The sequence below is a fragment of the Mycobacterium sp. SMC-2 genome (assembly GCF_025263485.1).
Lineage (GTDB): Bacteria > Actinomycetota > Actinomycetes > Mycobacteriales > Mycobacteriaceae > Mycobacterium.
This window is the reverse complement of record NZ_CP079863.1, coordinates 5,338,988-5,363,609: the sequence shown is the minus strand read 5'-3', so window position 1 is coordinate 5,363,609 and position 24,622 is coordinate 5,338,988. Positions and strand designations below refer to the sequence as shown.

The window sequence follows — 24,622 nt, the reverse complement described above, 5'->3', positions numbered from 1 at the left end:
CGGGCAACCAAATTCGGGGCATCTCCAGCCGCAAACTGTTAAACGCATGAGCGGCTCAGTCAAGGGCGCCGTATGTGTAGCATCATTTTCCGTGATCGAGCAAAACCAGTCCCCGCAGGCCGCTTCGATGGCACCGAGTTGGCATGCCGCGTCCGCGCCCCACCGCCCCGCCATCGTGATGGGATCCGATGGCGGCAGCGTGACGTACGCCGAGCTGGAAGAGCGGTCACGGCGCCTTGCTGCCGCGTTTCGTTCACGCGGCCTGAAAGTGGGCGATCACCTCGCCATCCTGTTAGGCAACGACCACACGTTCCTCGAGGTGGCGTGGGCCGCGCAGCGCGCGGGTCTCTACTACACCCCGATCAACGATCACCTGCGCCCCGGCGAAGTCCAATACGTGCTCGACGACTGCGGGGCGTCCGCGTTGGTATCGAGCCAGGCGCTCGCTGACGTCGTCGCCAAGCTGGACACCGCGCGCGTGCCCGTTCGCATTTCGGCTGACGGCGAGCTCCCCGGCTACGAAAACTACTACCAAGTCCTGTCCACCGCGCCGGCGGCGATCCTCGACGACGAGTGTGAGGGACGCGAGATGCTGTACTCATCGGGAACGACGGGGCGGCCCAAAGGTGTGCGTAAGCCGTTGCCCGGCAGACGATTCGGTGATCCGTCGTCCGTCCTTGCCGATATCGCCCGTGGGCTCACCGCGGGGGCCGGCGGGGATGCGGTGTATCTGTGCCCGGCGCCGCTGTATCACTCGGCGCCATTGGTCGGCTCGATGTCCTGGCAGCGGGTGGGTGGGACCGTCGTACTGATGGAGAAGTTCGATGCGCGCGAATGTCTCGGACTGATCGAGCGGTATAGAATCACCGATGCGCAGTTCGTGCCGACGATGTTTGTCCGCCTGCTCCGGTTGCCCCGCCGAGAGCGTGAGCACTACGACCTGTCGAGCCTACGTACTGTCCTGCATACCGCCGCCCCGTGCCCGGTCGCCGTCAAGCGGGAGATGATCGAGTGGTGGGGCCCAATCATTCACGAATACTATTCGGGTACAGAAGATCTCGGTGCCACATACATTTCGGCGCAGGAGTGGCTGGCTCATCCCGGTTCGGTGGGAAGGCCCATCGACGAATGCCACATCGTCGGCCCGGACGGCAACGAACTGCCGACAGGACAGGTGGGGGTGGTCTACTTCGCGGGCGGGCGCCACTTCGAATACCACGGCGATCCGGACAAGACCGCGTCGGTCACCCACGACAAGGGGTGGCGCAGCCTGGGGGACATGGGCTACCTGGACGCCGACGGTTACCTGTACCTCACCGACCGTGTCGCACACATGATCATCTCCGGCGGGGTGAACATCTACCCGCAAGAGATTGAGAACGTGCTCATCGCGCATCCGATGGTGGCCGACGTGGCGGTGATCGGCGTCCCGGATGACGAGATGGGGGAGGCGGTCAAAGCCGTTGTACAACTGACGGATTGCGTGGCTCCGGACACAGACCGCGCCGCGGAGCTGATCGGCTACTGCCGGAATGAGTTGGCGACGTACAAGTGTCCCCGCACCGTCGACTTCGTCGACGAGTTGCCGCGTGATCCCAACGGCAAACTGTACAAGCGGCTACTGCGCGACCGCTACTGGGCCGGGCACCAATCGCGGGTCATCTGACTGCTCGTCGCACATCACCGATCGCTTTGATGGCGTCGTCCAGCACACCGAGATCTGTGCCCAATTGTTCGGCGACGCCGCGGATGACGGCCACGTCTTTGCGCACGAACTCACCGGTCATCTCGATGAACGATGCGATGGAACCACTTGCGGCTACCAGGCTTAGCACGCGGCTGGTCGCGCTGCCCTCCGAAAGGGCGGTCAGCAGGGTGGACTCCGGCACGCCGAGGCGCTCGCTTAAACGCACTGCCTCCGCGAGCAGGCCGGTGTGACCCGCGAACAGGGCGTTGTTGACCAGCTTCACCTTTTGGCCGGCACCGCGGGGGCCGACGTGCAGGACCGGGTCGCCGTAGCAGCGCAGCACCGGCTGCACCCGCTCGACCGCGTCGTCGGCGCCGCCCACGAAGAGCGTGAGCTGGCCGGCCGCGATGTCGTGTGGGCCTCCGCTGACGGCCGCATCGGCGACGTCGACGCCTTCGGCGGATGCGGCGAGGGCATCGATGGTCTTCGGGCTTACGGTGGTGTGCACCACCAGCGCAGAACCGGCCGGCATGGCGGACAGCAGTCCGCCGTCCAGGCAGACCTCCCGCACTTGTTCATCGCTGAACACGCAGACCACCACGATTTCGGCCTGCGTACCCGCCTCGGCTGGGTCGCGGACCGCGTGCGCGCCGAGTTCCTCGATTTCGCACTGCGTTTCGGCTGTTCGGCCCACGACGCGAACGTCATGCCCGGCCGCTACCAGGCGGGCCACCATGGGGCGGCCCATCCGCCCCGCGCCGATGAACCCGACTTTCACCTTGGATGGCCCATGAGTGCCAGCGCGGCGTCGGCCGCATCGAGCACGGCGCCGCCGCTTGCCCCGGCGCGGTCGGCGAGGTCGGCGACGAGGCGGACGTCCTTCTGCAGCAGCGTCCCGGCCACCCCGGCGAGCCGCTCCAGCCCGCCGATGCCGCCGAGGGCGTTGAGCGCAAAGCTGTTCCCACTGCCACGGGAAACAACTTCCGCCAGACGGTCCGGGTCGACGCCCAGGGCACTTGCCAGCGACAGGGTGGTGGCCGCGGTGGCCAAGTGGGCGCTGAACAGCAAGTTGTTCAGCAGCTTGGTGGTTTGCCCGGAACCCAGCTCACCGAGGTGGACGACCGGATCGCCATAAGTTTCGAAGACCGCGCGGCAGCGTTCGACAACGTCGGCGTCGCCGCCGGTCATCACCATCAAACGGCCCTCCGCCGCCGCGGGACCCCCTCCGCTCACCGGCGCGTCGACGACCGAAACACCTTGGGCGCCAGCCCTCTTGGCGAGCTCGCGGCAGGTGTTGGGGTGCACGGTGCTGTGTATGGCGATGACGCTGCCCGGTTTCATCGCGGCGAGCACGCCACGCTCACCGCGAGTGACCTCATCGACGTCGGCGTCGGCGACGACACAGAGACAGACCAGATCACTGGCCGCGGCGAGCTCGGCCGGGGATTCGGCGACTTTTGCCGCGGTGTCAGCGAACGGCTCGAGGCTGGCGGGTCTGCGCGCCCACAGCGTCGTCTCGTAACCGCCCTCGACGATCCGCCTTGCCATGGGGCCGCCCTGACTGCCCAGGCCGATGAACCCGACTCTCATCCGGCCTCCAGGTCGTCCTCTGCGTCAACGGGATTCGCGCCGCCGGCCACGCATTCGTCGGCGAACGCAAACACCTTGGCGTGGTAGTCGGCGGCGGTGTGACCCAGGCTGATGTTGTGTCCCGCGTCGGGCTGCCGATGAACAATGAACCGCGGCGCTCCTGAGAACAGGCTCTCGATCTCGGCCATCGCGGAACTATCTTTCTCCCAAACCTTTTCGTGCTCGGCGACGCTGAATTGCACCGGAACGCGCACCGCGGGCGCGAGTGCCGGGAAGTCCTGGCGAGCCCAATTGGACACCATCTGGTCCTCGTAGGACGGCGCGGTCGGGGAGACCGTGGCCCCGTTGAGAACCTCGGGCGGATACAGGTTTTCCGGGTGCCACAGCAGCTCCCGCAGGCCGGCCGGGCGGCGTTCGCGCGTCGCGGCTTTCAGGATTTCCCGGGCCGCCGGGTGGTAGCGCCGGCCCGTACCGGCCAGTTCGATGCCCAGCAGATCGGCTCCGCGTGCGTCGGCGCCCATCCGCATCACGAGTTCGCAGCCGCCCGAATGGCCCATCAGAAACAGCCCGGCGCCGCGAGGTCGGTCTCCGAGGATGCGATCGACCGCCCCGTAGGCAAGGTTGACCCGCTGTTCGGGCAGGGCCATCGCCTCCGGATAGGGCGCGGAGCTCCCGTAGCCGGGGCGGTCGAGCGCCACCACGGTGAATCCCGCCGCCGCGCCGCTCCGCAACAGGGACAACGACGGGTGGCCCGGGCAGTCGAAATACATTGCGGTGGTTCCACCGCCGTGAACGGCCACGATCACGGCCTTGGGTTCGGGCGCTTCGGCGATCAGCGCCGACATCGGCACGCCGTCGACGATCACCAGCCTGGGCCGGGGGACGCTCATGAGTCCGCCCGCAGCAAAAGGACGCCGCTGGGGGTGAGGCCACCGCTGCTGACCACGCCGACGCGGGCGCCGGCGACCTGGCGGTCGCCGGCCTCCCCGCGCAGCTGGGTGACGGCCTCGTGGACCAGGCCCATGCCGTGGGTGCGGCCGTGGGACAGCTGGCCGCCGTGCGTGTTGAGCGGCAGCAGGCCGTCGCGGGCGATGTTCTTGCCGCCGTCGAGGAAGTCTTTGGCCTCGCCGATTCCGCAGAATCCCAGCGCCTCGATCCAGGACAAGCAGTTCATCGTGAAGCCGTCGTAGAGCTCGGCGACGTCGACGTCGGTCGGCCGCAACGAGGTGCGCGTCCACACGTGCGCGGCCTGGCCCAGCACCTGCGGCTCATGGGTGAGAGTGCTTTGGTCCCAGTCGATTCGCTCGATGATCTGCGTTCCCACCGCTTCCACCAGCACGGGCGGCTTGGCGAGGTCACGCGCAACGTCGACGGCGGAGACGATGACGGCGATCGATCCGTCGCAGGGCACGTCGCAGTCATAGAGGCCGAAGGGCGTGGTGATGGGCCGCGCGTTCAGGTAGTCGTCCATCGTCATCGGCGACCGGTAGATGGCGGTCGGGTTGAGTTCGGCGTTGGTCCGCTGGTTCAACGCGATCCAGCCCAGGGTCTCTTTGGTGGTGCCGTATCGGTGAAAGTGCCGCTGCGCGTTCATCGCCAAGGTGTGTGCCGCAGATGTCGCGCCGAATGGCATCTGCCAGCCCGACATCCGGCCCATCGACGGGCTGATCTTGCCCTGCTTCATCAACTCGCCGTGGGTGGCCTCCCACAGCGTGCGGAAACACAGCACGTGGCGGGCCAGGCCGCCGGCGACCGCGAGCATGGCAGCGATCAGCGATCCGCCCGGGCCGAACGTTTCCATGGCGCCGTTGTGCCACGTCGGCCGGATGCCGAGCGCCGCCTCCAGCGCGGTCACGCCGCCTTCTCCGAAGCCGCCGACGTTGATCGCGCCGGGATAGGTCGACAGGCCGTCGATGTCGGCATACGTCAGGCCGGCGTCGGCGATGGCCGCTTCGCATGCTTGCACCGTCAGCGCCAGCGGCAGCTGCATCAATCGGCGTCCGATCGCCGACATGCCGACCCCGGTCAGTGCGACCTTGTCTTCGAACTTCTCCGGCGTCAGCATCGGGTGCACGTGTTCGCCGAAGCGCTCCGGCGCTATTTCGTCGGCGGGCAGCGGACCGGGTTCGGCGTCGGGTACCGGTCGGAACAGCGGAAACCACACGTCCTCGACTCGCTCGAAGACGACCTCGACCTGTTGGCCGAGTTCGAGCTGGTCGGGCTGGCATTCGATGATGTTGGTCGTCAGCCGAACGCGCGGATCTTCGGCGATGGCCACCTGCGCGATCACGTAGGGCGCGGCCAACCCGGGCAGACTGAACCGCTCATTGATGGTAAAGCCGGCGAGCGTTGCCCTGCCGGAGACCGCTCGCACCCCGACATCAAGTGAGCGGCAATACCGGCATACCGGCGCCGGCGGATGAACGAGCGATCGGCAGGCCTTACATTCCTGCAGCCGCAGCGTGCCGTCGGCTCCCGAGGTCCAGAAGAACTCGTTCTCCTGCGTGATCAGGGGCAGCGGACGTCCCGGTGCTGCTGACACGTCACCTCCGCGAGTCGAACGGACCCGGGAGTGCGACGTGGTAGGCCCGTTATACGAATCGGAGAATTACGTTATCACCCGCACGCAGGTGCGATCGAGACGGTATTGGCAGGGCACCCGTCAGAGCGGCACCCAGACGCCGTTCAGGTAAATGCCCCACTGGTGAAAGCCGACGCTCCACATCGGCGGCTCCGATGTCCACCATGGCTGTGGCGGAGGGGGCGGTACATCCTGCCCGGCGAACGACGGCCCGTACGGCGGTGGGGGCGTGTACCACGCCGGTGCCGGCGGTGGCGGTTTGCACTCACGGGTCGCCGGATTGAACGACATGTTGGGATCGCACTGTGCCGAGCTGATTCCCGGCGTCGCGACCGCCATCGCGACGAAGGCGACCGCTAAGACGGCGGTCAGACGACGAAGAAACCACCTCATGGTGCGCCTCCCATCGGGGCCATGCTGGCCTGGCGGGTCTCAGCTTATTCCGTTGAGACCACCAGGACCATGCCAAGAAAACGGGGCACACCCAGCCGCCCTCCCATGGGATTTCCTTGCGGCCGGGCGTTATGCTGCCCAACGACATATCAAGTACTTCACATTTGCCTCGGTCATGATTGGAGGGCTGGTTGCTCGGCGCGGAGAAGATCCTGATCACCGGGGCGACGGGCAAGATCGCGTTTCCCATAGCGAGGGCTCTGGCGGCTTCGAACGAGGTGTGGGGCGCCGCACGCCTCAAAGACCCCGCCGACCGGGAAAGGCTTGTCGGCGCGGGCATCAAACCCTTTGCGCTGGACATCGGCGCGGGCGACTTCTCCGGTCTCCCAGAAGATTTCAGCTACGTCTTCCACGCCGCCGTGGACCCCGGCGCCGGCGACTGGAACCGCTGCGTCGAAACAAACGCGCAGATGTCCGGCGAATTGCTCCACCACTGCCGCGCCGCCAAGGGTTTCGTGTTGTGTTCAACCGGCTCGATTTACGCCTACCAGGGACAGCGCCCACTGACCGAGACCGATCCGCCCGGCGTGCCGCTGCGCGCAAACTACAGCTTCTCCAAGGTCGCGGCGGAGGCGGTGTGCACCTGGATCTCCAGGCATCATCGAATCCCGCTGACCATCATCCGGATCTGCTCGACCTATGGGCCTCAGGGCGGCGCACCCGCCGATCGCCTCGACGCGATGTTGGCGGGCAAACCCATTCGGCTGCATCCCGACAAGCCGAACAACTACAACCCGATCTACGAAGACGACTATGTCGAACTAGGCATCCGCGCCATGGAAGTCGCCGCGGTGCCGCCGGTCGTGGTTAACTGGGCGGGCAGCGAGACGGTCAGCGCCGAGGATTACTGCACCTTCATGGGCCGGTTGATCGGTGTCGAGCCCGTCTTCGAATACACGCCCCAAGCGCACACGCCGTTATGGCCGGACGTCACCCGGATGCACGAGGTGCTCGGCCGCACGAAAGTGCCTTGGCGCGAGGGCTTCAGGCGCATGATCGCTGTGCGGCACCCGGAACTCGTGTTGGGCGAACACGATTCGACGAGTTCGTGAGGGCGAACGCGATGCAGCTTTCTGGGACCCCATCGGACGAGGTCGCCGAGATCCTCGCCACCGGGCGTGGAGAGATCACCACGCTGTTCGTGTCGATGGCGACCCGCCATCCCGACGGACTGGACGCCGAGTACCTGCGTTGGCACACCCTCGACCACCGACCTGAGCAGCACCGCTTGGCCGCGGTGCGCGCCTCGCTGCGGTTGGTGTCGACGCCGGCCTGCCGCTCCGCGCGGGCGCTCCGCGGTGGGCCGTTGGACGCGGTCGACCACGTGATGACGTACTTCTTCACCGACCCGGCCGGGCTGCGCGGGTTCAACGAGCTGTCCACGGCGCTCGGAAACGCCGGCCGCAAAATCCCTCTGCTCCCGCCGGTGGAGCGCGGCGTCTACGAGGTGCAGGCCAAGGTGGCCGCGCCGCGGGTCAAGGTGGGATCGGACGTCCTGCCCTGGCTGCCCGTGCGGGGCGGGTTCCTGTTGGTCGAGCGGGGATCGGCAGCGACGGACCCACTCGTGGAAGTGGCCGGCGTCGCCGGCGTCTGGTCGGCGGCGTCGCGCCAGGTCGACGCGAACCTGGCGAGCGCTCGAGGGGGTCAATCGATCACGTATTGCTTCCTCGACGAGGACCCGGTCGCGACCGCGGAGCGGCTGCGGCCGGTGCTGTCAGCCCGCTGGGACGAGTCGGGTGTCGAACCGCTGTTCGCCGCACCGTTTTTCGCGGTGGTGCCGTTCGAGTGGGACCGCTACGTGCCATAGCTGTGGGGCCGCAGACGCGTCGGCATGATGGTTGGCTCCGACAAGGAGCGCTCGCGGGCCGACCGGCTGGCCGGGGTGGTCGCCGACGCGCCGCGATGCGGGTGCACGGATCTCGCGGCGCGAATCGTCCCCCTGGGCAAGGACGCAACCGAACGCGCCGCGTCGCGACGTCGGGCCCAGGAGTTCCTCTCGTCGCTCAGTGCCGCTTTGTGATCAGCGGGTGAATCCCCACTCCGCCTCGTTCTCTTCGGTTTTGAGGTGCTCGGCCGGGTCCTCCACGTCGGTGAGCGGCGGGTGGGGGGCCGGGGAGGTGCGTTCCCCGATCTCCGCGATGGCGTGCACCGGACAGTCCATCAGCGCGCGCATGACCGCGTCGCGATCCGACTCCGCCACGGTGCCGTCGCCGATGAGGGACGCATAGCCCCAGTCGTCCAGCGAGAAGTATCCGGGCGCGTACTTGGCGCAGATACCGAAGCCGTCGCAAATAGTGCGGTCCAAGCGAATTTTCATGCGAGCCTCACCGTTTCCGCCTCGTAGGGACGGTCGGCGCGGAACGCTCCGCGGGCGCAGTCCGGGCACGTGCCATCGAGATGCGCGGTGACTTCGCCCGGGAACTGAGCGAGCAAGCTGGCGGCCACATTCGTGGCGGCGTCCAGCGTCGCACAGGCGCCGCGCCCCCGCAGCAGCACCGACCAACGGCGCAGCCGTTGGACGTCTTCAGCCGTCGCGGCGTCGTCGCGCAGCGCACACGCGACGGCCGCCATCGCCGCCGTCCCGTTGAAGCACGAGCCGCATTGCCCGGCGTTTTCACGGTCGAAGTAGGCCAGCACCGACGCCGCGACGGCGACGGGGCAGTCGTCGGTGATCACCGAGATCGCGCCGCAGCCCAAACCACTGCCGAGTCGCCGCATCGTCTCGTGGTCCAGAGTTGTCTCCAGCACGGAGCGGTTGAGCAGACCGGCGAAATAGCCGCCCATCAGCGCTCCACGCACATGGTCCGGCGAAACACCATGCAGGGCAAGAAGTTCAGTGAATGGCAAGCCGAGCGGGAGTTCGTAGAGGACGGGTGTCCGGCCCGCCCCGGTGATGGTGGCCAGGAAGGTGCCCGGGGACAGCGACGTACCCTGCGAGCGGAACGCCGCCGAGCCGTGGCGCTGCAGGAAAGGCAGATTGGCCAGCGTCTCGACATTGCTCACCAACGTCGGCCGCTCATCCACACCGGATTCGAACGGGCGTGGGGGCTTGTCCGTCGGCTTGGCCGGGCCGCCGTTGATGGCGCGGACGGCGGCGGTTTCCTCGCCGGCCACATATCCGGGCTGCACGGTTGACATTTCGACCGTCACATTGCCGAGGGCGGCGGGATCGAGTTCGCCGAGCGCGGCCCCGACACTGTGTGCCGCTTCCGGGTCGGACACATAGACGTATGCGCGCTCGGCGCCCACCATCGCCGCGGCCAACCTGAGCCCGTCCAGGATCAGGTGGGGGCGGTTGCGCAGCAGCCATCGGTCCTTGACCGAAGCCGGTTCTCCCTCTTCGCCATTCGCGACGACCACGGCCCCGTCGGCGAGGCGCCCGTTATCGCGCACCGTACGCAACTTGACCGCGAGCGGGAAGGCCGCACCGCCGCGGCCGACCAGCCCGCTGGTTTCCACCTCGCTGAGCAATCCATCGGAGTCGGCAAGCGGGCGGTATCCGCCGAGGTTCCGATACGCCGCGAGGTCCTCGCGCCCCTGCCCGGCTCGTTCGAACAGCAGCCGGGTTTCATGGCCGGGGAAGCTGGCGGTGGTGATGGTGGTGGATTGCGCGGTGCTCACGGTTGGCCTGCCATCGTCTTGGTTAGGCTTGCGCACATGCGAACTGCGGTGGTGCGCGTCAATGTCGACCCGGAGCGCGTGTCCACGCCGGCGCGGCTACGAGACGGCATGGCAGCGCTCCTCGAGCTCGCCGCACAGGCGGGCGCCGGCGTGGTCGAGAACGACCTCGCGGCCATGCCCGTCGCCCGCCGTGAAGTCGAATTGCTGATCGCCGCCGAAAGCGGCGACGCGGCCAGGAGCGTCGCGATAGACCTCTGCGCCAAAGCGTTCGGCGGCTCCCCGGTTCCGGGCGTCGTCACCTTCATCAGCCGGGGAACCGACGATGACGCTCACGGTGTGCTGTCCGGGTTCGGGCTCACCGGCGACATCGAGCGGACCCCGGGCGACGACGGTTTCGACATCGTGCACGTGACACTCCGGGAGAAGGACCTCGAACGCATTCCGGAGAGTCGAATCCATACCGCGCTGGAGGCGTCGCTTAACTGCGAGGTTCACATTCGCACCGTGTAGGGACATCACGAGCCCAGGAACTCGAGAATCGCGGGCGCGGCCTGCACCCACGTGTCGAACATGTTGAAGTGCTGAACCCGCCCCGCCGCGCGGTCCTCGGCGGCACGCTCCCACGCGTCCTCCGGCCACGGCGGATCGATGAGCTTCGATCCCTTGATCAGGCAGCTGACCTCGAGCGACGTCCGCTTCGGGTGATCCATGTCGTTCTCGCCGCCCCGAATGATCAACGTGGGAACCTTGATCCGGTCGAACATCTCGTCCTCCACGCCGGGGATCGTCTGCCCCGGCTTGGACACGAACGCGTTGAGCCAGCGCAGCATGACCTTGAGGAACTCGTCTTTGTCGAAGTCGAGGAACCGCTGCTTGTTGTTCGGGTTCTCCTCGATGCGGTCGCGCCATTCCTGCACCTTCACCACACCCTCCATGCCGGTGCCCCGCACCGCGAGAATGCTGGGGATGATGTAGAAGGAGCCCAGCACAAAGGTGCCGTAGATGCCGCCGACGATGTTCCACACCACGAGCTTGGTGACCATCTCGGGGTAGAGCATCGTGGTGAGCATGGAATCCCTTGCGCCGCCGGAGCCGCCGGCAAGGATGCAACGCTCGAAGCCCAGCCCGGTCACCAGCTTGTGCAGCGTCTCGGCGCGCATGTGGGATTCGCTCTGCCCGTAGAACTGCACATCGGAGGCGCCGCAATTGGGCCGGTCCCACAGCAAGACGCGGTAGCCGCCGGCGGCGAGCGCATCGGCCAGTGGGCGCAGGCCCTCGATCTCCTTGCTGAACCGGCCACCCGGCGTCAACGCGATGAGATCGCCCGACTCACCGAGGATTTCGTAGACAACGTTTCCCCCGTTGATCTCGATAGAAGGCACCCGATTCTCCTGTGACTAGGCCTGCACCAGAACGTCGTTGCCGACGACGCGCACCGGATAGGTGCGGATGCTCCATTCCGGCTTGACCGCGGTCGTCCCGGTCGCCAGCTCGAAACCCCATTGGTGCCAGGGGCAATAGATGAACTCCAGGTCGCGCACCATCACCGAGTCACCCGCAGCCGTCTCGTCGACGATCGTGCGCCCCCTCGCGCGGCCCGAGCACAGCGGACCGCCTTGGTGCGGGCAGTAATTCGCGATCGCATAAAAGCTGCCGTTGACGTTGTAGACCCCAACACCATGCCGCCCGATGGGGACCAGCTTGTGCTTGCCGGGAGGTATCTCATCCACGGTTGCAACGACATGCTCGCGGCCCTGGGCGAGACGGGGTTCGGGCAGCTTGGCTGCCCCATTGTCTTCGCGGGTCAACTCAGAGCACCCGGGTCTGACCCTCGAGGACCGGAACGGTCTCGGGCAGGTGGTAGGTCGCGATGCCGTTCTTGTACATCACCGCGTCGCGGGCCGCCTTGGGAAGGTGCTTCACCAGCCAGCGCGGGTCGTCGAACGTCCAGTGCGGGTAGTCCGACGAGAAGAGCAGGATCTTCTCGCACTCCATCCATTCCAGCGCCCGGGTCAGCTCGGTCTTGTCCTCGGGGTAGTCCAGCGGCTGGGTGGTGAACTTGATGTGGTCCTTGACGTACTCCGACGGCTTGCGCTTGATGTCCACCCAGGACTTGCGCGCCTCGTAGATCGCATCCATGCGCCACATCAGCGGCAGGATCCAGGTGAACGCGTGCTCGACGAACACGATCCGCAGCGTCGGGAACCGGTCGAACACGCCGTCGAAGATCAGGCTCATCACCTGATTGGCCGCCAGCAGCGAGTAGGTGACCATGAAGTCGTGGTTGTAGCTGGGGAATCCCACCGGCGGGATCGGCAGCTCCTCGAAATGGCTGCGTGACAGGTGGCAGCTGACGGTGATGTCGTGCTTGGTCGCCGCGGCCCAGATCGGGTCGTACTTCGGGTGGCCCCACGACGGCCGCGGCTCGGCCTTGATCAGAATCTGGGCCATGTAGGGGTGCCCGGCCCAGCGTTCGATCTCGCGCACGGACGCTTCCGGCTCCTCGATGGCGGCGCAGATCGAACCACGCCACCGCTCGTGCCAGTTGTTGTGGCTGTCCAGCCAGTGATTGGCCTGCCAGTCGTTCAACGCGACCGCCATCGCGTGCTGCGCTTCGGGCAGGCGAGCCGGGTAGGCGGCGGGTTCCAGGATCGCGATGTCGGAGCCCGCCTCCATGATCAGCTGGCGAAATGCCATATCCGGGTCGCTGCAGGGGAATTCGCCGTTGGGGGGGAAGGTGTCCACCCGCATCGCGTAACTGTGCGCGTAGTCCGGGGCGTCGTAGTAGATCTGCTCACCGATATGGCGAGTGAGGAAGTACTTGCTGCGCCAGGGTTCGGGGATGTACGGGACAAGCTCGCCGCGCTTGGGCGACGGGTGGACATCCGAGTCGACGCACCGGACGGCTATGCGCTCGGCAGCGGGAAGCCGCTCCTGCGAATGAGTCAACGTCATCTGAAACTCCTCAGTCTCACGTCGTACTTCTACTGTGCGCCCACCCCGGCGGGGATGTCTATGCCGTAGAGCTGCGCCGCATTGCGCCAGCACACCTTCTCGCGCTGCTCGGCGGAGAGCGCGCTGGGCAGCTTCCTGATATCGCCGCACTGCCAGTGCGGATAGCTGGAGCCGAACATCACCATGTCGTCCTTGCCGGTGAAGCCGAACCATTCGCCGGCGAACTCGACATCACCGGGGCCGTCCAGGCTGCCCTGAACGAAATAGACGTGACCGGGCAGGTAGTCGCTGGGGATCCGCGGCGCCCACGGCGTCTGCTCCAGGTGCGGCCGGCCGAACGTGTCCATGCGCCAGATGAACGGCGTCACGAAGTCCGCGGCGCCGTCGCCCCAGACGAACTTCAGGCCGTCGAAGCGCTCGAACACCCCCTCGGCGATCATGTTCATCAGGTGATAGATGTAGTTCAGCGCCATGAAGCTGACGTACTGCTCGTAGGTGCGGGTGTTCCCGGACGGCGTGGGCGCAAATGCGATGCCCGAGCCGACCTCGATGTGCGGGGCGACGGGCAGGCCCGCGTCGACTGCGGCCTCCCACAGCGGCCAGAACTGCGGTTTGCCATAGAGCTCGCGGGTTTGCAGCGGTACGCCGATCTGGACCACGCGCGGATGCCCACGCCACTTCTCGATCTCCCGAAGCGCGCCGGCGATGTCGTCCGGGTTCACCCGGATGGTGCCGCGAAATCGCTCACCGAACTCGCGGGACTCCAGCCAGTCCGACACCATCATCTCGTTGTGCGCCGCGTGCAGCGCGCTGCCCAGGTGCCGGTCGGGCATGATCCCGCGGCCCATCGGGTGCAGGACCGCCACATCCACCCCGCGCTTGGAAAAGAGTTCGTGGGCAACGAATTCCGGATCGGATCCGGGATACTGGCCGTCCGGGCCCTCGGTGTTGGGCGCGTACTCACCGCCCGGGGCGCCGTACCAGTCCATCTCGTAGTCGGGGAACCCGCGGCTCTTGAACGGCTCCCGCAGGACGCTCCGCAACGCTTTGTTGGACGGGAAGAAGATATGCACGCTCGCGTCGATCAGCGGTGTGCTTGTCCCGTCAGCGTGTTCGATCACGGTTGCCGTCCTTCGGCTCCAGCGGCCGGAGCGAGCCGTCCGAGCTCATATGATAGCCAATCTAACATTTTGTTCAACGGGTTTCCGGTAAGCGTATCGATTATTCATCCATGCTGGTAGGCGACTTATTGCGGGCCTAGCCGCCAGTATCGTTCTTAAAACTGGATAATACCATTCTCCGGCCTGTGGATAAGTGCCATCGGCCCCTATCGGGGAGGGCGGCGACCGGCTAGGCGGGGGATCGGCCGACCGTCACGCCCGCGGCGTTCTCCAGCGGTTTGATCACCGCGGTGAAGTCCGAATCGGGGCCCTGATCCGCCGCGGTGGCCTCCCAGATTCGGCCGATGGTTGCGGCGACCTCCGTCGGCACGCCGAGCGCTTCCGCTTCGTCGAGGTACAGGCGCACGTCTTTGACCATTAGCCCGGTGGCGAACCCGTAATCGAACGTCCGGGGGAGGATCGCGCGGGGGAACTTGTCCCGGCTGGCGCTCGTCGCGCCGGAGCCGGCGTTGAGCACCTCGATCATCACGCCTGGGTCCAGTCCGGCCTTGACGCCCATCACGACGACCTCGGCGGTCGCGGCCAGGACATTGGCCGCCAGGATGTTGTTGGCCAGCTTCATGGTCTGCGCCGAGCCGGGTTTGGCTCCGACGTAGAAGGGCCGGCCGATGGTTTCGAGCGCGGGTCGAATGACGTCGAACTCAGCGCGCGGGCCGGACACCATGACCGCGAGCGCGCCCCGCTCGGCCCCGCCGACCCCGCCGCTGACCGGGCTGTCGATTGCCGCGATGTCCCGATCGGCGAGTCGGTCATGGATCTGGGTCGCCGTACGACTGCCGACGGTGGACAAGTCGACATAGCGCTTGACCCGCGCGCCCTCGATCACCCCCGCCGGACCGGTCGCCACCTCGAGCGAGGCGGTCGGCGTTGGCAGGCTGGCCATGACCGTTTCGGTACGGTCGGCGACCTCTTTCGGCGATGACGCGGGCCGCGCCCCCAGGGCGACGATGCGCTCGAGCGCCGCGTCGCGCGTGTCGAAGGCGACGACGTCATGGTGTTGGTGAATCAGGCGGCGCGCCATGGGGAAACCCATGTTCCCCAAGCCGATGAATCCGACCTCCATGCCCTAGTCCCGCTCCGGTTCGGCGAATGCCTCGCGCGCGACGCGGAAGCTGTCGACGGCGGCCGGCACGCCCGCGTAGATGGCCACCTGCAGAAAGATCTCGCGGATCTCCTCGCGGGTGACGCCGTTGGTCAGCGCCGCCTTGACGTGCGTGCGCAATTCGTTCGGCCGGTCCAGCACCGAGATCATCGCCAGGTTGAGCATGCTGCGCGTCTTCCGCGGAAGCTCCTCGCGCCCCCACACGGCTCCCCAGCAGTATTCGGTGACGAGGTCCTGCAGGGGCCGGGTGAAGTCGTCCGCGTCGGCCAGCGCCCGGTTGACGTACTCTTCACCCAGTACGGCGGAACGGATTTGCAGGCCCCGCTGATATGTTTCGCGATCCAATGCTGTTCTCCTTCAAAGGCGTACGACGACCGTTTTGTGGGGCCGATTGTGTCGAGAGCTTCATACCCTTTCTCGCGGCCATAGCCGGATCTCTTGAAACCGCCGAACGGCAATTCCACTCCACCCCCGGCCCCATAAGTGTTCACGTAGACCTGGCCGGCGCGGATCCGTGCCGCCAGTCGGTGCGCGCATGGATCGCACCCTGTGCTGCTGCTTCCGGGAGATCAGCGGCCCTAGGTCGTGGTCCTCGACTCCTGGCCCGATCGTGGCCGACGACAGAAGCCGACGGACGCGCTCGACCAGGGTGTCATGAATCGCGTCGTGCACCAGTAGGCGCGAGCCGGCCGAGCATGTTTGACCGGCCTTCTGCAGGATCGCCTTCGCGATCGACTCCGCGGCACGGGCCAGATCCGCATCGGGGAAAACGACTTGCGGAGATTTGCCGCCCAGCTCAAGCGTCGCGGGCACCACCCGATCGGCCGCGGCATGGGCAACCACCGACCCGATCTGAGTCGAACCCACAAAGCCCAAGTGGTCGACACCGGGATGCGCCGCCAGGGCCGCACCGGCTTCGGCGCCGATTCCGGTCACCACGTTGAAGACCCCGGGGGGTAGGCCCGGCCTGCGCCGCGATGGCGGCCAATTCGACTGCCGTCCTGGGGGTTTCGTCTGCGGGTTTCGCCATCGCACAGTTGCCCACCGCGATGGCGGGAGCGGCGGCGCGGGCGAGCAGCTGCTGCATCGGGTAATTCCAGGCGATGATGTGGCCGGTGACCCCGAACGGCTCCCGTCGGGTGTACGCATGCAGATCCGTTGTGAGCGGAATGGTTTGGCCGCCGTACGAGTCAATGGCGTGGCCGTAGAAGCGGAAGTAACGCGCGGCCACGGTGGGATCGGCGCGCGCCTGGGTGAGGGGTTACCGGTGTCCTCGCTCTCCAGCCGGGCCAACCGCTCGCGATTGTGCTCGATAAGATCGGCGATCCGCGTCAACAGGGTCGCCCGCGCTTCCGGCGACGCCTCCCGCCACCGTTTGGACGCCGCTCGGGCCGCCTCGACGGCACGATCCACCTCGTTGTCGCCGCCGCGCGCCACCGCCCCGAGGACGCGTCCAGTGGCCGGGTCGATGTTGTCGTACGTGTCCGCGGAGGCCACCGATTCGCCGTCGATGAATGACTGTGTGATGGTCACGGTGCCTCTTCCGTCGCCCCGGCCGTTATCTACACGCTAATGTATATTTCTGCTGTCATACTCTATGCCGTGGTCACCACAAGCCGGCGCGGACGGCCGACGCAGGCCCAGGCGAAGAAACTGCAGCAAAAGCTGCGCAAGGCGGCCGTCGCGACGTTCGTCAAGTATGGCTATGACGGCACCAGCATGGACGCCATCGCCAAAGCGGCCGGCATCACCCGGCGCACCCTCTACGCCCGCTATCCCGACAAACGTGCGGTCTTCCTCGACGTCATTCCCTGGGCGCTCACCCGTAGGGCCGAACGTGATGTCACCAGCGAACCGCAGGATGGTGACTTGCGGGCCTCGTTGGTCACCATCGGCCGGGCGGGTCTCGCCCGCGCGACCGACCCCGACATCGTGCGCCTGAAGCGGATCGCGATGAACGAATCGGCCCGGTTTCCCGAATTCGCCGTCAGCGCACACTCGATGACCTGGTCGCCACGTCACCGGCAGGTGATGGACCTACTTCGTCGCCACCGAGAGGCCGGGACGATCGAGGTCGCTGATCTCGAAATGGCCGCCGGTCACTTCATCGCGCTGGTCGAGCATCTACCCGCTCGACTCGCGGACTGCGGAATCTACCGCAGTCCGGAGGAGGAAGAGCGCCACTTGCAGCACGCTGTCGACCTTTTCCTGCACGGCGTACTCGTCCGCGGCTGAACCGGCCGTCCTGTCTAGACCATTTAATATACGGTGGTGTTTACTTAGCTGGCGGACCCGCATCAATCCAAAGGAGTGCCGGATGCCATCTGCGGTAGAGCGACTGGTTGGGTTGGTGGGTGCCGATGACTGCTTCGATATTGCGCCCGCCGAACTGCTTCCCGTGCAGCTGCAGGCGGCCAACGAGCGGCTGCAGGCCCAGGCGCAAGGTATTCCGCTGTTGGCCAACCGCGCGCAAGCGGGCGGGATCAAAAAGATCAAACAGCCCGCTGATTTGATACCGCTGCTGTTCGCCCACACCACCTACAAGACGTACGCGGAAGGTTGGCTGAACGAGGGCCAGTGGGACCGGATGGGCAAGTGGCTGGCGGCCGTCTCCACCCGCAATGTGGACGGCCTGGACACCGTCGGGCTGCACACGCTCGATGACTGGATCAAGCGACTGGAGGCCGTCGGTCATTACCTGTCGTGTTCGAGCGGAACCACCGGAAAGCCGGCCATGCTGTCATGCACCGAGGGCGATATCGAACTGTCGGCGCGGATCAACATCGAGGCACTGCTGTGGGCCACCGGCCTCACCCGGGGGGAGGACCGCAAATTCCTGGGCCTTGGGCCGCAATTCGCCGCCCCGCGCGAAGATGCGATCCGTCAGGCCATGGTCGATTGCTTCTCCTCGCGATACCCGCCGTACCAATTCGGCGAGGGCGAGCCGATCACTGTCGGGTCGATGGTCGACATGATCACACTGCGGCGCAAGCTGGCGGACGGCACCGCGCGTCCCAGTGAAATCGCGGAGTTCGAACGCGTCGCCAGTCAGCGAGTCGCCGACATGGACGCCTCGGCGAAGAAGGCGATCGACGCGGTGATCGAAGCGCGTACGCTGCCGCTGCTGGCAACCGGCATGTTCGCCACCCTGTATCAGATCGCGGAAGGCATCCGGGCCAAGGGGCACGGCGGTGCGGATTTCAGCCCAAACAATGCCATGATGGTTGCGGGTGGGCTCAAAGGTGCTGTGCTGCCGGATAACTACCGCGAATATGTGCTCGAGACGTTCAACGTCGCCGAAGAGCGGCTCTATCACGCGTACAGCATGCGCGAGATCAACGCGACGTTCCCGCTCTGCCACGGTGGTCGATACCACGTTTCGCCTTGGGTGATCATGTTGCCCCTCGATAGCACCGGCGAACAATTGCTGGACCTGGGCTCCGGCGAGATCGAAGCGCGGGCAGCGTTTTTCGACGCGTCGATCGAAGGCCGCTGGGGCGGGGTGATCAGTGGGGACCAAGTCAGCGTCAGCTTCGGTCCGTGTGAGTGCGGCCATCAGGGTCCGACGGTGGGCCGCGAGATCGCGCGCTATGCCGACCTGCCGGGAGGCGACAAAATCACCTGCGCCGGCAGCATCGACGCCTACGTGCGAGGCGTTTCGTGACGTCCGCCGACACACTGAAGGCACCCCATTTCGTCCATGGGGCATTGGTGGAAGGCGAGGCCACCCGTCACCGCTCACGTGATCTCGGTGCCGACTTCGTCACTCCCGCAATTGATCTCGATGCGCTAATTATGCCGCGATCGCAGCTGCCACCGCTGCTGGACGTCAAGCTCACGGAGATCATCGACTTCCTGGCCGAAACGGGCGAGCGCCTGCACCTTGATCGCAACCCGCATCTGCAGCAATGCCTGGAGCTGATCGCGGCAACCAATCCGCTGCCGCGGCGCGTGGTGGAAAACCTGTATCGCCAGGCCCCGATGTACCTGACGAGGCCACTGCTGGAGAGCATGGTCGATTCGAACTTCGCCAGTCGTGACGCTTTGGACCGATGGGTCGAGCGCGTCGACGTATACGGCAACAAGGTTGCGGTGCGGGCCTTTCCGTCGCGCATCGTGCACATGCTGGCGGGCAATGCGCCGTCGGGATGCGTGGCGTCGATCGCCCAGGGCGCCCTGGTGAAGGCGGTCAACCTTTTCAAGATGCCGTCGAGTGACCCGTTCACCACGGTGGCGGTGCTGCGCACCATGGCGGAGATCGACCCGAAACATCCTGTGGTACGGTCGATGTCGGCAGTCTACTGGCAGGGCGGCGACACCGCGATCGAGCGCACCCTTTACCGGCCGCAGTATGTCGACAAGATCGTCGCCTGGGGTGGCGGCGATGCGATCAACAACGTGATCCAATATCTCGGACCCGGAATCCAGTTGATATCGTTCGACCCCAAATCCTCGATCTCGATGATCGGGCGCGAGGCGTTCGAGTCCGAGGACCGCATCGCCGAAGTCGCCGATCTGCTTGCGGCCGACACCACGGTCTTCAACCAGGAGGCCTGCCTGGCCAGCCGCTTCGCATTCGTGGAAGGCGAACGGGCGCAGGTCGAATCGTTGTGCGCCGCACTGGCCGAGCGGCTGGCCGTGGACCGGGAATTCGCCTCCGCGGTGGGCCCGCCGCCGCCGGCGGAAATGCGCGAAGAGATCCAGGTGATGGAAGCCATGGGTGACCTTATGGTCTGGGGTGGTTTCGACGGCCGCGGCTTGGTGATCTTGTCGGATCGGCCGGTGGAGTTCCAGCCCACCAATAAGACGTCCAACGTCGTGATGGTCGAATCCCTGGACGATGCGGTGCGCTATGTCAACGTCGCTACCCAAACCGTTGGCGTCTATACATCCGAGCGCAAGGAGCAACTACGGGACCGGTTGGCCAGCCACGGGGCACAACGGCTGTGCCGCCTGGGGACCGCGAACGCGCATGTCCTGGGGAGCCCGCACGACGCGATGTATCCGCTGCAACGATTCGTGCAGTGGATGGGCGACGACGACATCGTCCTTCGATAGCTAGATCCGTCAGGCCACCCGCAGCGCGCTGGGTCGCATCAGAAGGCTGGGATCGGCCCGGCGACGAACGGGTGGCGATCGTTCAGCCACCCTGGGAGCCCGTGTGTTCCCTTGGGTCACCCGATAGCCAGTTTCTGAGATTATTACTTCCGTATGCGAGAATGATATTCTCGCGTCGGCGGTGATGACAGGAGGCGGCCTTCATGCTGTTGGAGTTCGATGCCGATCAGAGGCTTTGGCAGAAGACCGTTCGCGACGCCGTCGCCAAGCAGTGCCCGGCCTCGCTGGTGCGCAGCGTTGCCGAGGACGGCGTCGATCCCAGCCCACTGTGGAAGTCGTACGTGGATCAGGGCTGGACGGAGCTGAACGATCCCGACAGCGCCGTCGAGCTGGCCATTGTGCTCGAAGAGTTGGGGCGCGCGACCGACCCCACCCCATTCCTGGCGACGATGAGCCAGTTCGCCCCGCTGGCGGGCGAGCACTTCGACCCGCACGAGTCGGGGACCGCCGTGTACACCGGGGTCGTGGCGCACCGGGACGCCGAGGGTTGGCTGTTGGACGGTACGGCCCGCTATGTCCTCGACGGCGACCGTGTCGACCGCCTGGCCGTGGTGACCGACGCCGGGGTGTTCCTCGTCGCGGCCAACCAGGTGTCGGCCCGACGCGCCGCGGTGTTCGACCCCGTGCTGCACGTCGCGGATCTGTCGTTCGCGGAGGTCCGGGTGCCCGACAGCGGCCGGCTGACCGTTGACGCCGAACGCGCGCACCACATGGCGCTGACCGGCATGGCCATCACGATGGTCGGCGCCTGCCAGCGCATTCTCGATCTGGTGCTCGAACACGTCCGCAGCCGCCAGCAATTCGGGGTGCCGATCGGCTCGTTCCAGGCCGTCCAGCACAAGGCCGCCGACGTGCACGTCGCGGTGGAGCGGGCCCGGGCGCTGGGGTACTTCGCCGCGCTGACGATCGCCGCCGACGATCCCCGGCGCCGGCTGGCGGCGGCGATGGCCAAGGCGTCGGCGGGGGAGTGTCAGTCGCTGGCGTTCCGGCACGGCCTACAGCTCCATGGCGCCATGGGATTCACGTGGGAGAACGATCTGCAGTTCGCGCTGAAACGGGCCAAGGCGGGTGAGCTGATGCTGGGGGGCGCCGCCGAGCACCGGGCGCGGATCGCGGAGGAATACCGTGCAGCTGACTTTTGATTCCGACGTCGAGGAGTTCCGGGCCGAGTTCTCGGCGTTCCTCGACGAGAATCTGCCTGCCGCAAGCGAAACGCTCGAGCGCCCGCGATCGGTTTCGCACATGCCGCAGTGGGCCCGCGACTGGCAGCGGCTGCTGTTCGACAACGGCTGGCTGCTGCCGAGCCAGCCACCGGAATTCGGCGGCCGCAACGCGACGGTCATTCAGCAGTTCGTCTATCTCGAGGAACTCAGCCGTCGTCGGATCTACCACAGCTTCAACCCGCAGGGCGTGAATATCGTTGCGGCGTCGCTGTTGTCGTTTGGCAGCGACGAACAGAAGCGGCGCTGGGCGGTGCCGATCCTGCGGGCCGAGATCACCGCTTCACTGGGAATGAGCGAGCCGAGCGCGGGTTCCGACCTGGCGTCCCTGCGCACTCGGGCGGTGCGGGACGGCGATCACTTCGTGGTCAACGGGCAGAAGGTATGGACGTCGGGCGCCCACGATGCCGACGTCTTGCTGACCTTCGTGCGCACCAACCCAGATGCGCCGAAGCACAAGGGAATCAGCGCGCTGATCATCCCCACCGACACCCCGGGCCTCGTGCGCCGGCCGTTCCCGTCGATCTGCGGCGCCGACGACCTGGATTTCAACGAGGTGTTCTTCACCGACGTGCGGGTGCCGGCGGCGAACCTGGTCGGGGAGCTTGACCAGGGCTGGCGGGTGGCCAACGGATCGCTCGGGCACGAACGCACGATGATGTGGCTGGGTTTCGCCGATCGACTCGACAACCTGATCGACGACTTCCGCCCCAGCAACGAGGTCGAGCGCGACCAGTACGCCAGCACGATCATGGACAAGCAGGCGCTGCGCCTGCTGGGTTCGGCGGCCTTGGCCCGCGCCTCGCGCGGCGAGGATGACGTCGCGGCGATTTCCGTGCTCAAGCTGCTCGGGTCCGAGGCCGAGCTGCGTGGCATGGAGCTCGCGCTGACGTCGGCGGGCTCCGGCGGCCTGGTTCACCCGGGCTTGACCGGGCCGTACGCGCACATGAATCTCGACCACTATTTCGCCAGTTGGTTCGAGCGCTACGCCCGCAGCTTCTCCGGGACGATCGCCGGGGGCACCTCGGAAATCCAGCGCAACATCATCGCCCAGCGGGTGCTCGGTCTCCCACGCGGCTGAGGCCCGCGGCGTCAGCGCGAGTCGCTAGACCGGGTCGAATTTGGTGATGAGCCACTGGCCGTTGACTCGGGTCACGCTCACCAGCACGCTGCTGGAAGCCATCATGGGGTCGGGGTTGTCCTTGCTCGTGGTGCTCTGGTCGACCAGCACCAGCACGACAGCCGAACCCGGACGCAACTCCGAGACCGCGGCCCCCAACACCCGAGCGTTGGTTTTCAGCGACTTTTGTTTGGCCGCCGGAGCGACGATCTGCTCGGTGAACTGGTTGTAGTACGACAGGAAATCTCCAGAAAGGTGCGACTTTGCGGCGGCGAAGTCCTTGTCGAGCGAATCTGGCGAGTAGGACAGCAACGCGACCGTTCCTTCGGACGCCGCATTGATGACCGCGCTGGCGACGCTGGCGTCGGTTTGTTTGTCCGGCCGGTACTGCTTGAAGTACAGCCACGTCGCCGCGCCAGCGGAAATCAGCAGCAGCAAGATCAGAACAATGGGAACGACTTTCACCTTGCGCCGGGTGCGAGCCGCGCTGGGCGCGGCGTGTTCGGTCTGTTCGGGAGAGTCGTCGACGACGTCGGTGCCGCGGTTGTCCTCGCTCATGGAACGAACTCCAGTTTGGACATCTTGTATTGCCCGCCGTCGTTTGTGACGGTCACCTTGAGCCGCCAGTTGCGTGGTTCGTCTTTGGCGCCCGCGGCGTTGGAGATCCGTGACGACGCCGCGACGAGTACCAACGCGGAATTCCCATCGATGGATTGCACGGCCGCCGCATTCACGGATCCCTGGGTGACCACCTTGGACTGCTCAACAACGGTCGTGAAGTCTTTCGCGCGTTGCTGGAAGTCGTCCCTGAACTGGCCGGTCGAGCTGTCGATCACGCGCTGGACGTCTTCCTTGGCTCTGTTGAAGTCCAAGGAAAACATGTTGATGACACCCTGTCTGGCCCCCGCGACGAAGTTCGCGACGCGCTCGTTGCGCTCGGTGGTTTCGTGATGTTGCCAGACCATGTATCCGCTGGCCCCGGCGAAGGCGCAGATGAGGATGATGACGGCCGCCTTCCACGTCACGGACAACGACGGCAACCGCAGGCGCCGCCGGGAGCGGCCCGGCTCGGATTCCGACTCCGCGTCTTCGGGGGCTTCTTCCTCGGTCTCCGCTTCGTCGGCTGCTTCGACGGTTTCGGTGACGTCGGCGTCGGTCGCTTCCTCGTCGGCGTCGGTCGTCGCCTCGTCGGCGTCCGGGGCTTCTTCAGCGGCTTTCGCCTCGGCCCCAGCCTCTGCCTCAGCTTGGGCCTGTGCCTCCCGCCGGAGCCGGGCGGCACGGGCTCGGGCGCGCGCCGCGGCGGCCAGCGCTTCGGCCTCGGCCGCCTCGGCCTCGGCTTCGGCGATCAGGGCCATCGTGTCGGCTTTCGATGGAGCCGAATCCTGCGTCGGTTCCTTCGCCTCAGCCATCGCGCTTACTGCCCGTCGCTTTCATGATCGGTTGACTCTGCGTCACGCGGTTACCATCGCACGAGCGAGAACGGGTAAGTATCGGTGCCCCCGGGTCCGCCCCCGCAGCCAGTGTCGTATGTGGAGTCGACCTGACCCGCCATTGTCGCCGGATCCCACGAGTAAACGTCGTGCGATGGAAAGAACTGGACCACGCAGCGCACACCGTCGGGCACGTCGACGGCCATGGTGTAGCGGCCGTTGGACAGGTGGGCGTCTGCAGTCCAGAATGCCGCTTGCCCGTTGGGTTGCGGAATCGCTTGGATGGTTAGGCATTCCGGCCCCCTGTCATATCTGCACGGCCGAATCGCCCAAATCCAGCTGTGGCCAGGGTCGCGGTTGGTGTCCAGCCGGTAGTTGCCAACCTGAATGTCCGCGTGGGCGGTCGGCTCAAGAGTCAGCGCGGCCATGGCAAGCGCAAGGCTCACTGCGAAAGTCTTCACCGATGCCTCTCCCATCTCTGGCCCAAATATAGGGCGCCGTCACGCTGAACGGGCCTACTCGTAAAAATTGCGGCAGTCAACGGCCCGCTTCAGGTACGTGGCG

General features: G+C 66.2%; 25 protein-coding genes and 3 pseudogenes. 10 read left to right on the top strand and 18 right to left on the bottom strand.

The features are described from left to right. Window positions 1-127: 127 nt before the first annotated feature. A complete protein-coding gene (locus KXD96_RS25195) occupies window positions 128-1,666 on the top strand; it encodes an acyl-CoA synthetase (RefSeq protein ID WP_260745546.1) in 1,539 nt (512 codons plus the stop codon). Here KXD96_RS25195 and KXD96_RS25190 read toward each other — a convergent pair. The 5 genes from KXD96_RS25190 to KXD96_RS25170 all read right to left on the bottom strand — a co-directional run bounded on the left by KXD96_RS25190 (window position 1,659) and on the right by KXD96_RS25170 (window position 6,251). Further along, the gene (locus tag KXD96_RS25190; protein ID WP_260741307.1) at window positions 1,659-2,465 is read right to left on the bottom strand and encodes an NAD(P)-dependent oxidoreductase; all 807 of its coding nucleotides are present in this window, start codon (window positions 2,463-2,465) and stop codon (window positions 1,659-1,661) included. The two genes, KXD96_RS25195 and KXD96_RS25190, sit on opposite strands and share 8 nt — an antisense overlap. Then, window positions 2,462-3,277 carry an NAD(P)-dependent oxidoreductase gene (locus KXD96_RS25185; protein WP_260741305.1) on the bottom strand — a complete coding sequence of 272 codons (816 nt, stop codon included), beginning with the start codon at window positions 3,275-3,277 and terminating at the stop codon, window positions 2,462-2,464. Before KXD96_RS25185 ends, KXD96_RS25190 begins: the two co-directional genes overlap by 4 nt. Then, window positions 3,274-4,167: an alpha/beta hydrolase gene (locus KXD96_RS25180; RefSeq protein ID WP_260741303.1), complete on the bottom strand. Its 894-nt coding sequence runs from the start codon at window positions 4,165-4,167 to the stop codon at window positions 3,274-3,276. The genes KXD96_RS25185 and KXD96_RS25180 overlap by 4 nt, the downstream gene beginning before the upstream one ends. After that, entirely contained in the window at window positions 4,164-5,819 is a 1,656-nt protein-coding gene (locus tag KXD96_RS25175) for a thiolase C-terminal domain-containing protein (RefSeq protein ID WP_260741298.1), read from the bottom strand. Before KXD96_RS25175 ends, KXD96_RS25180 begins: the two co-directional genes overlap by 4 nt. 120 nt (window positions 5,820-5,939) lie before the next feature. Next, window positions 5,940-6,251, bottom strand: coding sequence for a hypothetical protein (locus KXD96_RS25170; RefSeq protein ID WP_260741295.1), 312 nt, complete (start codon window positions 6,249-6,251; stop codon window positions 5,940-5,942). Window positions 6,252-6,442: 191 nt separating this feature from the next. Here KXD96_RS25170 and KXD96_RS25165 point away from each other — a divergent pair, with 191 nt between their 5' ends. The 3 genes and pseudogenes from KXD96_RS25165 to KXD96_RS25155 all read left to right on the top strand — a co-directional run. Next, window positions 6,443-7,363, top strand: coding sequence for an NAD(P)-dependent oxidoreductase (locus KXD96_RS25165; RefSeq protein ID WP_260741293.1), 921 nt, complete (start codon window positions 6,443-6,445; stop codon window positions 7,361-7,363). A gap of 11 nt (window positions 7,364-7,374) precedes the next feature. Next, window positions 7,375-8,118, top strand: coding sequence for a hypothetical protein (locus KXD96_RS25160; RefSeq protein ID WP_260741291.1), 744 nt, complete (start codon window positions 7,375-7,377; stop codon window positions 8,116-8,118). A 99-nt stretch (window positions 8,119-8,217) separates the two neighbouring features. Then, window positions 8,218-8,331, top strand: a pseudogene (locus tag KXD96_RS25155) (LLM class F420-dependent oxidoreductase); the annotation flags it as partial. Here KXD96_RS25155 and KXD96_RS25150 read toward each other — a convergent pair. Next, the gene (locus KXD96_RS25150) at window positions 8,332-8,628 is read right to left on the bottom strand and encodes a ferredoxin (RefSeq protein WP_260741289.1); all 297 of its coding nucleotides are present in this window, start codon (window positions 8,626-8,628) and stop codon (window positions 8,332-8,334) included. Next, window positions 8,625-9,932 (bottom strand): NADH-ubiquinone oxidoreductase-F iron-sulfur binding region domain-containing protein, encoded by a 1,308-nt coding sequence (locus tag KXD96_RS25145; RefSeq protein ID WP_260741287.1) that lies wholly within the window; start codon window positions 9,930-9,932, stop codon window positions 8,625-8,627. Before KXD96_RS25145 ends, KXD96_RS25150 begins: the two co-directional genes overlap by 4 nt. Window positions 9,933-9,968: 36 nt before the next feature. On the opposite strand from KXD96_RS25145, the gene KXD96_RS25140 reads away from it, so the two are divergent. Beyond that, the gene (locus KXD96_RS25140; protein ID WP_260741286.1) at window positions 9,969-10,442 is read left to right on the top strand and encodes a hypothetical protein; all 474 of its coding nucleotides are present in this window, start codon (window positions 9,969-9,971) and stop codon (window positions 10,440-10,442) included. A gap of 5 nt (window positions 10,443-10,447) precedes the next feature. Here KXD96_RS25140 and KXD96_RS25135 read toward each other — a convergent pair whose 3' ends face one another. The 8 genes and pseudogenes from KXD96_RS25135 to KXD96_RS25100 all read right to left on the bottom strand — a co-directional run bounded on the left by KXD96_RS25135 (window position 10,448) and on the right by KXD96_RS25100 (window position 16,607). Continuing rightward, window positions 10,448-11,314: an alpha/beta fold hydrolase gene (locus tag KXD96_RS25135; protein WP_260741282.1), complete on the bottom strand. Its 867-nt coding sequence runs from the start codon at window positions 11,312-11,314 to the stop codon at window positions 10,448-10,450. Window positions 11,315-11,329: 15 nt separating this feature from the next. Beyond that, window positions 11,330-11,740, bottom strand: coding sequence for a Rieske 2Fe-2S domain-containing protein (locus tag KXD96_RS25130; RefSeq protein ID WP_260741279.1), 411 nt, complete (start codon window positions 11,738-11,740; stop codon window positions 11,330-11,332). A 1-nt stretch (window position 11,741) separates the two neighbouring features. Then, on the bottom strand, window positions 11,742-12,887 hold the full coding sequence (locus tag KXD96_RS25125; RefSeq protein ID WP_260741278.1) for an amidohydrolase family protein: 1,146 nt from the start codon (window positions 12,885-12,887) through the stop codon (window positions 11,742-11,744). A 29-nt stretch (window positions 12,888-12,916) separates the two neighbouring features. After that, window positions 12,917-14,008 (bottom strand): amidohydrolase family protein, encoded by a 1,092-nt coding sequence (locus KXD96_RS25120; protein ID WP_260741274.1) that lies wholly within the window; start codon window positions 14,006-14,008, stop codon window positions 12,917-12,919. Between the two features lie 229 nt (window positions 14,009-14,237). Then, complete coding sequence (locus KXD96_RS25115) at window positions 14,238-15,131, bottom strand: NAD(P)-dependent oxidoreductase (protein ID WP_260741273.1); 894 nt, start codon at window positions 15,129-15,131, stop codon at window positions 14,238-14,240. 3 nt (window positions 15,132-15,134) lie between these two features. Further along, a complete protein-coding gene (locus tag KXD96_RS25110; protein ID WP_260741271.1) occupies window positions 15,135-15,515 on the bottom strand; it encodes a carboxymuconolactone decarboxylase family protein in 381 nt (126 codons plus the stop codon). Window positions 15,516-15,764: 249 nt separating this feature from the next. Further along, window positions 15,765-16,073: pseudogene (locus KXD96_RS25105) on the bottom strand (aldehyde dehydrogenase family protein); the annotation flags it as partial. Next, window positions 15,967-16,607: pseudogene (locus KXD96_RS25100) on the bottom strand (aldehyde dehydrogenase family protein). The pseudogenes KXD96_RS25100 and KXD96_RS25105, both read right to left, overlap by 107 nt. A gap of 135 nt (window positions 16,608-16,742) precedes the next feature. Here KXD96_RS25100 and KXD96_RS25090 point away from each other — a divergent pair. The 5 genes from KXD96_RS25090 to KXD96_RS25070 all read left to right on the top strand — a co-directional run bounded on the left by KXD96_RS25090 (window position 16,743) and on the right by KXD96_RS25070 (window position 22,589). After that, entirely contained in the window at window positions 16,743-17,405 is a 663-nt protein-coding gene (locus tag KXD96_RS25090) for a TetR/AcrR family transcriptional regulator (protein WP_313901597.1), read from the top strand. Between the two features lie 82 nt (window positions 17,406-17,487). Next, entirely contained in the window at window positions 17,488-18,834 is a 1,347-nt protein-coding gene (locus KXD96_RS25085) for a hypothetical protein (protein ID WP_260741264.1), read from the top strand. Beyond that, window positions 18,831-20,228 (top strand): acyl-CoA reductase, encoded by a 1,398-nt coding sequence (locus KXD96_RS25080; protein ID WP_260741262.1) that lies wholly within the window; start codon window positions 18,831-18,833, stop codon window positions 20,226-20,228. The genes KXD96_RS25085 and KXD96_RS25080 overlap by 4 nt, the downstream gene beginning before the upstream one ends. A 203-nt stretch (window positions 20,229-20,431) precedes the next feature. Continuing rightward, the gene (locus tag KXD96_RS25075) at window positions 20,432-21,430 is read left to right on the top strand and encodes an acyl-CoA dehydrogenase family protein (protein ID WP_260741260.1); all 999 of its coding nucleotides are present in this window, start codon (window positions 20,432-20,434) and stop codon (window positions 21,428-21,430) included. Beyond that, window positions 21,414-22,589 (top strand): acyl-CoA dehydrogenase family protein, encoded by a 1,176-nt coding sequence (locus KXD96_RS25070; RefSeq protein WP_260741256.1) that lies wholly within the window; start codon window positions 21,414-21,416, stop codon window positions 22,587-22,589. The genes KXD96_RS25075 and KXD96_RS25070 overlap by 17 nt, the downstream gene beginning before the upstream one ends. A 24-nt stretch (window positions 22,590-22,613) precedes the next feature. Here KXD96_RS25070 and KXD96_RS25065 read toward each other — a convergent pair whose 3' ends face one another. The 3 genes from KXD96_RS25065 to KXD96_RS25055 are packed head-to-tail and all read right to left on the bottom strand — an operon-like array spanning window position 22,614 to window position 24,534. Then, complete coding sequence (locus KXD96_RS25065) at window positions 22,614-23,186, bottom strand: hypothetical protein (RefSeq protein WP_260741254.1); 573 nt, start codon at window positions 23,184-23,186, stop codon at window positions 22,614-22,616. After that, on the bottom strand, window positions 23,183-24,037 hold the full coding sequence (locus KXD96_RS25060; protein ID WP_260741251.1) for a hypothetical protein: 855 nt from the start codon (window positions 24,035-24,037) through the stop codon (window positions 23,183-23,185). The genes KXD96_RS25065 and KXD96_RS25060 overlap by 4 nt, the downstream gene beginning before the upstream one ends. Window positions 24,038-24,087: 50 nt before the next feature. Beyond that, complete coding sequence (locus tag KXD96_RS25055) at window positions 24,088-24,534, bottom strand: hypothetical protein (RefSeq protein ID WP_260741249.1); 447 nt, start codon at window positions 24,532-24,534, stop codon at window positions 24,088-24,090. Between the last annotated feature and the right edge of the window lie 88 nt (window positions 24,535-24,622).